At 39.2% G+C, this 6,748-nt stretch carries 14 protein-coding genes; 6 read left to right on the top strand and 8 right to left on the bottom strand.

From position 1 onward, the window contains the following. From ACFIJZ_RS08960 to ACFIJZ_RS08940, 5 genes are all read right to left on the bottom strand, one after another. A partial coding sequence (locus ACFIJZ_RS08960) for a phage tail protein (protein ID WP_375631765.1) occupies positions 1-395 on the bottom strand: 395 nt, incomplete at its 3' end. Beyond that, positions 395-1,222, bottom strand: a complete 828-nt coding sequence (locus ACFIJZ_RS08955; RefSeq protein WP_375631763.1) for a baseplate J/gp47 family protein — start codon at positions 1,220-1,222, stop codon at positions 395-397. The genes ACFIJZ_RS08960 and ACFIJZ_RS08955, both read right to left, overlap by 1 nt. Further along, positions 1,219-1,560, bottom strand: coding sequence for a GPW/gp25 family protein (locus ACFIJZ_RS08950; RefSeq protein WP_004856773.1), 342 nt, complete (start codon positions 1,558-1,560; stop codon positions 1,219-1,221). The genes ACFIJZ_RS08955 and ACFIJZ_RS08950 overlap by 4 nt, the downstream gene beginning before the upstream one ends. Further along, positions 1,557-2,246 (bottom strand): phage baseplate assembly protein V, encoded by a 690-nt coding sequence (locus ACFIJZ_RS08945; protein WP_375631761.1) that lies wholly within the window; start codon positions 2,244-2,246, stop codon positions 1,557-1,559. The genes ACFIJZ_RS08950 and ACFIJZ_RS08945 overlap by 4 nt, the downstream gene beginning before the upstream one ends. Further along, positions 2,227-2,775 (bottom strand): hypothetical protein, encoded by a 549-nt coding sequence (locus ACFIJZ_RS08940; protein ID WP_375631760.1) that lies wholly within the window; start codon positions 2,773-2,775, stop codon positions 2,227-2,229. Before ACFIJZ_RS08940 ends, ACFIJZ_RS08945 begins: the two co-directional genes overlap by 20 nt. A gap of 49 nt (positions 2,776-2,824) precedes the next feature. Here ACFIJZ_RS08940 and ACFIJZ_RS08935 point away from each other — a divergent pair, with 49 nt between their 5' ends. From ACFIJZ_RS08935 to ACFIJZ_RS08925, 3 genes are read left to right on the top strand one after another with little or no spacing between them, the layout of a single operon-like run. Continuing rightward, entirely contained in the window at positions 2,825-3,097 is a 273-nt protein-coding gene (locus ACFIJZ_RS08935) for a toxin HicA (RefSeq protein ID WP_375613891.1), read from the top strand. Continuing rightward, positions 3,087-3,404 (top strand): type II toxin-antitoxin system HicB family antitoxin, encoded by a 318-nt coding sequence (locus ACFIJZ_RS08930; protein ID WP_004856761.1) that lies wholly within the window; start codon positions 3,087-3,089, stop codon positions 3,402-3,404. Before ACFIJZ_RS08935 ends, ACFIJZ_RS08930 begins: the two co-directional genes overlap by 11 nt. A 42-nt stretch (positions 3,405-3,446) precedes the next feature. Further along, on the top strand, positions 3,447-3,719 hold the full coding sequence (locus ACFIJZ_RS08925; protein ID WP_375631758.1) for a CopG family antitoxin: 273 nt from the start codon (positions 3,447-3,449) through the stop codon (positions 3,717-3,719). Between the two features lie 46 nt (positions 3,720-3,765). Here ACFIJZ_RS08925 and ACFIJZ_RS08920 read toward each other — a convergent pair whose 3' ends face one another. Together ACFIJZ_RS08920 and ACFIJZ_RS08915 are read right to left on the bottom strand one after the other, a co-directional pair. Beyond that, the gene (locus ACFIJZ_RS08920) at positions 3,766-4,044 is read right to left on the bottom strand and encodes a hypothetical protein (protein WP_375631756.1); all 279 of its coding nucleotides are present in this window, start codon (positions 4,042-4,044) and stop codon (positions 3,766-3,768) included. Continuing rightward, positions 4,041-4,784, bottom strand: a complete 744-nt coding sequence (locus ACFIJZ_RS08915) for an antA/AntB antirepressor family protein (protein ID WP_375631754.1) — start codon at positions 4,782-4,784, stop codon at positions 4,041-4,043. Before ACFIJZ_RS08915 ends, ACFIJZ_RS08920 begins: the two co-directional genes overlap by 4 nt. 410 nt (positions 4,785-5,194) lie before the next feature. On the opposite strand from ACFIJZ_RS08915, the gene ACFIJZ_RS08910 reads away from it, so the two are divergent. The 3 genes from ACFIJZ_RS08910 (at position 5,195) to ACFIJZ_RS08900 (ending at position 6,401) form a co-directional block, all read left to right on the top strand. Then, a complete protein-coding gene (locus ACFIJZ_RS08910) occupies positions 5,195-5,560 on the top strand; it encodes a helix-turn-helix domain-containing protein (protein WP_004858800.1) in 366 nt (121 codons plus the stop codon). A 3-nt stretch (positions 5,561-5,563) separates the two neighbouring features. Further along, positions 5,564-6,100: an ImmA/IrrE family metallo-endopeptidase gene (locus tag ACFIJZ_RS08905; RefSeq protein ID WP_375631752.1), complete on the top strand. Its 537-nt coding sequence runs from the start codon at positions 5,564-5,566 to the stop codon at positions 6,098-6,100. A gap of 166 nt (positions 6,101-6,266) precedes the next feature. Then, positions 6,267-6,401, top strand: a complete 135-nt coding sequence (locus ACFIJZ_RS08900) for a hypothetical protein (RefSeq protein ID WP_375631750.1) — start codon at positions 6,267-6,269, stop codon at positions 6,399-6,401. 54 nt (positions 6,402-6,455) lie between these two features. On the opposite strand, the gene ACFIJZ_RS08895 is transcribed toward ACFIJZ_RS08900, so the two are convergent. Next, on the bottom strand, positions 6,456-6,748 hold a 293-nt coding region (locus tag ACFIJZ_RS08895), incomplete at its 5' end, for a hypothetical protein (RefSeq protein ID WP_375631748.1).

The raw sequence follows: 6,748 nt of genomic DNA, 5'->3' as shown, positions 1-6,748 counted from the left end.
GTAATCGCTTCAATGGCTTCAAGGCTTTTGCGTTCAGGCAACTGATCAAAATCAAGTTGAAAGGAATTCCACCATGCGCGCCCCGTCCAGGCGGGTTGAAAGCGTGCTGTAATCTCTAGCCATTCAAGCCCTATCTCTATTGCCGCAAGGGAGCCACGTATCCTCTGCCATTGAAGCCCTTGATCAATCAAATCATAGAGGTTTGGAACATAAGGTGTCAGTTCACCAAGCCCGTATTCTTCAATCAACCACGGCAAGAAACGGGGAGGGCGTGTGATCAGTTTTGCGCGTGAAATCCCCAAAACAGAACCATCAATATCTTGATGAAAATCGCAAGCATCGGCAAGGCGCTTTTCAAATTCTGTCGCGTTTGTGGGAAGGAGGGAACCAACCATTAGCGGGCATACCCCTTAAAGTTTAAGGTGATTTTTCCAATCGATAAAATTTCTTCATCACACACCATACTGTCTTGTGTTGGGGTAATGGCAATGACTTTTTGGACACCAGAAATCATTAGTTTTGAAATCCACCACGATAAACTTAATTCACGACCAATGGCTTGTTCTTGTTGCCATGCTGTTCTTAAATTTGTTTTCATTGTTGTAAGAATTTTCAAAGATGTTTCTGGTAACAGCCAAACATCTGCTTCTAAATCCAGCACTTTTTTGACAGCAGCGTGAACAATGATTGTATCATTGGTCATGATGATATTTTTTCTGTGAAGAACTTCTGAGACTGTTTGTATGAGATCTTCAGATGCCGTTCCTTCTTCATTATTACCAAAAAGAGCAACATAGATGGTTGGGTCTTTGCCTTTACGGTAAACAATCGCATCCTTAACACGACTATCTGCTGTTAAGGCTATAAGCTTGTAATAGGGCTCTGTCCCGCTCCCATTACCACCACGGGCATGAAGCTCTATGCGTTCACGATATCTCTCGTCACTTTCCCCTTCCATGCGGGCAAGACCATGCCAGTTTCCCAAAGCGTCAAGAGATTCACCGGTTGCAAAATCAAGAATGTTGTTGCGTGCCGCTTCGTTAATACGCTGTCTTAAAAGCAACTCTCGATAGCTAAAAGCCTCTATGACTTTTACGGCTGGATCACTTTCCAAAAATGTATATTCGGGTAAAAGTTCTTTTAAATGGGCAAGAGCAGCAGCGCGTATTTCTTCAAAAGAAAGTTCTGTGATGATTTCGGGTTTTGCAAGCACTCCATTCATTTTATCAATAATCCTTCCATGGTAATGGGCTTGCCGGATGGCAAATAAATGCCTTCAAAGGACAAAGAAACTTGTCCAGCATCAACCATTTTAAAATCGATTTTTTTCAATTTAAAACGCGGTTCCCATTTGTCTAAAGCCTCAGCAACAGCGGCATAAAGGGCAACAGCAAAAGCATTATTAACCGGTGCATCAATGAGTTCAGCAACACGTGAACCATAATCACGCCGCATTACACGCGAACCAATCCGCGTTGACAAAATGTCAAGGATTGATTGGCGCAAATGATCAATTCCGGTTAATGGCTTTCCTGTTGTACGGTCCATTCCACTGTTCAATTGGGACCTCCAGTCATCGCGCCACCAGAATAAACACCGCCATGAACATGGGTTGCTCCTACATTGGTGCCGTTATGTCTTAATCCACTTGAGTGAATGGAAACATTATTCCCAGAATGAAGAGAGAGACTATCATTCGAATTCAGTGAAATGCCATCACCAGCCTTCAAAGAGATGCCGCCTTTTGCGTTTAAATTTATATCGCTTTCTGAAACAATCTTTATGCCTTCCGGTGCGGTAAGCTCTAGCTTGCCACCATCACCTTTTAGTGACACACCATCAGCGATTGTCAGGATAAATTTTCCGCCGGATTTGATGTGAATTCCATAAGTATTTTGTTCATCATCATATTCAATGCTGGTGCCATCAGGGTATATCGTTCGGTGAATGCTGCCCTTATCGGCTGCTTGATTAGCATCTGTATGAATGGAACCCACAATCACCCCTTGTGATAAATCCCCTGATGATGAAACAACAATCACTTGCTCTCCAACATCGCGCCCTTCATAAGAGCGTGTTTTACCGGCGCGGGCTTGTGTGTCTGGAATCCAGTCACTGACAAGATTGCCACTTTTTATCCGATAGCGTGCGTTTTTATGGTCGACATGGCTAATCTTACCCACCACAACCATATTGGCCACACGTCTCTTTAGATCTGTGATTTCTTTATCGCGCCGCTCTAACATGAGTAACCTCGATTTTATGGTATTTATCTTTATTTCTCACGCCTGTTTCTGGTTCAAAGCTTAAGAAAGGTTCAACGATTCTTGCTGTTACACTGCCGTCTTCTTCATCCATGTTGGGGATATTTGTCACATAAATGACTTCAAAGGTTAGAATTGCACCATGGAGCGCTAAGGCGCCATTATCGCCAAAGGCAAAAGCAATATTTTGCAGGCGGCATGTCTCAACGGTATTGTTAAGATTGGGATTGGCATAGAAAATCTCTTCAATTTCCCATGCTAGTTGGTCAACAAAGCGTGCACCATCTTCACATGTCGCATAACATTCAACATCTAGCGTTAAAATACGCCGCCTTACTCCATAATCATAGCCATCTTCAATCGTTTCACTTTGTGTTGAGATATTAATTGCAGGCGTGTTCTCAACGGAAAAGTTGAAGTCACGCATATTGAAAACATTGTCACCAGCAGCCGTCTTTGCTGCTTTGATCAACGCAACAAATGTTTCTCTTATCGTCTCGCGGGGATGCATGGGGACTCCTGTCCAATTAAGTGTATAAAATGATTGACTAGGATTAATAATGATACTATTATTGGTTATGAACAATAAAGTTGAAAAAATAATTAGCTTGATGAAAGCATCACCAAAGAACATTAAGTTTTCAGATTTGTTGGCTGTATGTGTCTATTTCTTTGGAGAACCACGGAACAATGGTTCAAGTCATTTTGTTTTTAAAACCCCGTGGCTTGGTGACCCACGTGTGAATATTCAAAAAGATTCTGGTAACAAAGCAAAAGCTTATCAAGTCAAACAAGTCTTACAAGCGATAGAAAGGATGAAACATGAACAATAATCATTATACATATCGTGTTTTGTGGTCGCAAGAAGATGAGGAATATGTCGGATTGTGTGCAGAATTCCCATCCCTTTCATGGTTAGATGCTCAAGCAGAGAAAGCTTTAAAAGGCATTATGGACCTTGTTTCAGAAGTTGTGGAGGACATGCAACATAATGGAGAAGAAGTTCCTGTGCCTTTGTCACATGGTAAATACAGTGGTAAGTTTCAATTAAGAATACCACCAGAACTCCATAGAAAACTTGCAATACAAGCCGCTGAAAATGGTGTGAGTTTAAACAGATACATTTCTTCTAAACTTTGAATCTTTTAAAATTCTATACACATCAAAAGAAATTTAATTTTTATGAAAACCTCTAAATTAAAACAAATGCCCGTTTTTAAGACGGATGAAGAAGCAGAAAACTTTGTTGATACTGCAGATCTTACAGATTATGACTTAACTGGTTTTAAACCCGTTCATTTTGAGTTCTTACCTAAAGAAGCGTCTATGAATATTCGCTTGCCTCAAGCGCTTATGAAGGCTTTAAAGGAAAAAGCTAAAAATCAAGCTATCCCTTATACACGCTATGTTAGGCATCTGATTGAACAGGATTTACGAAAAAGTCATCGGAATTAACCCCCTCCCCATTTTAAGAACGGGAAGGGGAGTTCTATTTTTTAAATTAAGCAACCTTTTTAATGGGGCTCTCTAAATCTGATTCGTAAGCTCGCAATAAAGGTAACATAACTGTAGGAAACTCTGAATCGCCAAAATCTGTTAGAACTGTTAAGATTTTAAGTATATTTGGCACCTCATCTTGAAGTTTGAAAATCAAAGCTTTTTCTACCAAACTCATGATGTTAATCAGAGCTGTACACTCTTTTTCATTAATATTTTCATCATTAGAAAACTGATATAAAGCTATCCATAAATCGCATAAGAAGTCGATACTGGTGTTCATTGTACACCTCCATGGATTTGTTCTCTCAAACATGCCAATCCTTTTGGTGTGATTTTTGTTGAAGGGAGCACCTTTTCTGTACCATCCGGTCTTTGAATGGTGATAGCAGGACAGTCCATGAATCCTTTCTTGATCTTATCCTGATAAGGTAATAGAGGCGCCCCTGGAGCTCGTCGATACACCCAATCATGTTTACGCAAGTAATCCAATAAATCCTTAGGTCGTACTTCAAGCATCTTCGCTGCTTCAATAAGACCAAACAACCCATCAGAGCGCTTTAAACCTTCCAAAGCTTCTGCTTTTGGTGCTAATTCTGCAATAACATGATCTTTCTGCTCAATTTGACTTTGTAAATGGTTCAAGACACCAAGTAATGCCTCGGGTTTAGAGTAGTCAACTTGTGATGCAGCTATCTGTGGTGTTGCTGCTTGTTTCAAAAGTCGTTCACATTTGATAAAGTATTGACGTGCTTCATGCCCTTTATCATTACGCTCTATCATCGAAAGATGTTTAGCCATGTCTAACGTAATGTGGTATTCTTTTACCTTTCCACCCCGGTAAAAATTTACCGCAGTTATAAAGTTTATATTTTCCTGAAATTTACATTCTTTAACGCGATTTTTAATCCAATTTCTAAATTCAGACTTTATTTCCAAAAACGCATGCAAATCACGCGCCTTAACAGTTTGAACAGTTTCCTGATCAATAACCCGTTCTTTAATTTCTATAAGAGTGTTCATAGTGAACTCCTTGGTAATAGACGTTTTTGATTGACACCCTTTAAAAAGTGCCGGGTGCTCAAAAACACGGTACCAAGTCCGTCGTTACGCTTTTCCCGCAAGGGTATTGTATAGCGTAACCACACCCGACAATATCATTATATGCGTGTAACATACAATGAGTCAAAGCCTTTAATGTGCGGAAAATAAACTATCTCGGTAGCTCGCCCGCTTGGTATTTAAGGTGTTTTTGAGGCACCTGATTCGATTATTCATACTCCTACTATAATGTCAAGTCACTTTCGATAATTTTTAAATTTTTGCTATTGGCAATTTGTAATTATTGTAAAAAAAAAGAGTTGATTTATACCTTAAGATAAAATATATTTAATCTGTTAAGATTAATTATCCGTCCTTTGGAGTTCTATTTGATGCTTACACCATTTGGTAAAACCATACGAAAACTCCGTATTGATCGTGCAGAACGCCTTTTAGATATGGCTGATAAATTAGGCATATCTGTAGCGTTTTTATCTTCTGTCGAGATTGGCAAAAAATCTGTGCCTGTTGGTATGGAAGAAAAGATCATAGAATTATACGATTTAGATCAAGATATGGCTTCTCTCTTAAGAAAAGAGGCTGATTCCTGCCGTAAGAGTTTTACAATAAAGTCTTCTAATTTATCCACAGGTGAACTTGTTGGTATGTTTGCTAGAGTTATAGATAACATTTCTCCAGAAAATATAGAAAAAATGAAAAAATTATTGAAACAGATAAAAGAAAAAGAAGGTAAATAGAAGGTGTATAAAAGCATTGATTATGAAGTTCCTCCTCGTAGTTGGCACAAAATTAGTTATTTAGCTGGTTTATTTCGAATGGGATTACAATTGTCAGATGTCCAATATTTTCCAGTAATGGAGTTTATTGAACACATTTTGCCTAATATGAAGCTAGATTTTCATTTACGTATCGCAGATAAGAAAGAACTTGGAAATGTGGGTGGTTTAACTGATCCACAAGGTAAGTTCATCGTTTTAAGAGAAGATATTTATAGAGATGCGTACGATGGTAATGGTCGTGCAAGATTTACAGTTGCTCATGAATTTGCTCACCTCTTTTTACATACAAATTTACCCTTACAACGCGTAATTGATTCTCATGAAATACCTGCTTATCGCAGTTCAGAACGGCAAGCTGATCAGTTTGCCGCTGAACTTTTAATGCCACGTTCAGGTATGCCCAAATTTAAGACTCCAGAAGAGGTCGCTAAGTGCTATAAAGTTTCATTACAAGCAGCAAAGGTTAGAATGAAAACATTAAATATTAAATCAGAATAAAAAGGGTTTGAGTTGCAGCTCAAACCCATAAAAAGTTTACGTTAGGTTATGGTTCGCTAACGTAAAACCAGACAGGAAACAACAAGATGCAACCTGTAACAACATGCGGAATTGTATCATTGTAAATGTCTCCTGTCTAGGTCAATTCACCTTAAAAGGAACTTCCATGTATAATACACAGAAGTTTAAAGAAAGTAAAACCTACGTTTTTCGCACATGGCGTAGATGTCCTTATACAGGTCAAAAACTTTACGCAAAACACTATGGGCGAAAGGCTTGGCGTATTCCATTGAGTGAATGAGAAAAAAAGCAGAAGGGGGATATTTTATTCCCCTTCTGTACATTAGAAACATAATCAAAATTGCTTGTTAGGTGGAGATTCGTTACGCAAGATAAGTTTATACATACCGGATTCAGAGGCTTGGACATCTGTGATCACGAAGTGCTCTTGAGAAGAGGGCGCTTTGCTGTTTTTAGGAGAGAGGACCACAATACTATCTTGAGGTTTTGGTGGTAAACCCCCGATATCATTGATACAAAGATCAAGTTCCTTTCTTGGAATTGTGGTGGGGATTCTGCCACCGGCGTCCGATTCTGAATGCTTAATGCCGTAAATCGCTGTGATACGAAAAGATTGCTGGTTGTCTT

Origin of the sequence: Bartonella sp. CL70QHWL (assembly GCF_042194855.1) — a bacterium.
In the GTDB taxonomy this organism is placed as follows: Bacteria; Pseudomonadota; Alphaproteobacteria; order Rhizobiales; family Rhizobiaceae; genus Bartonella.
Note: the sequence above shows the minus strand (reverse complement) of the source record. Positions and strands in the feature narration are given on the sequence as shown.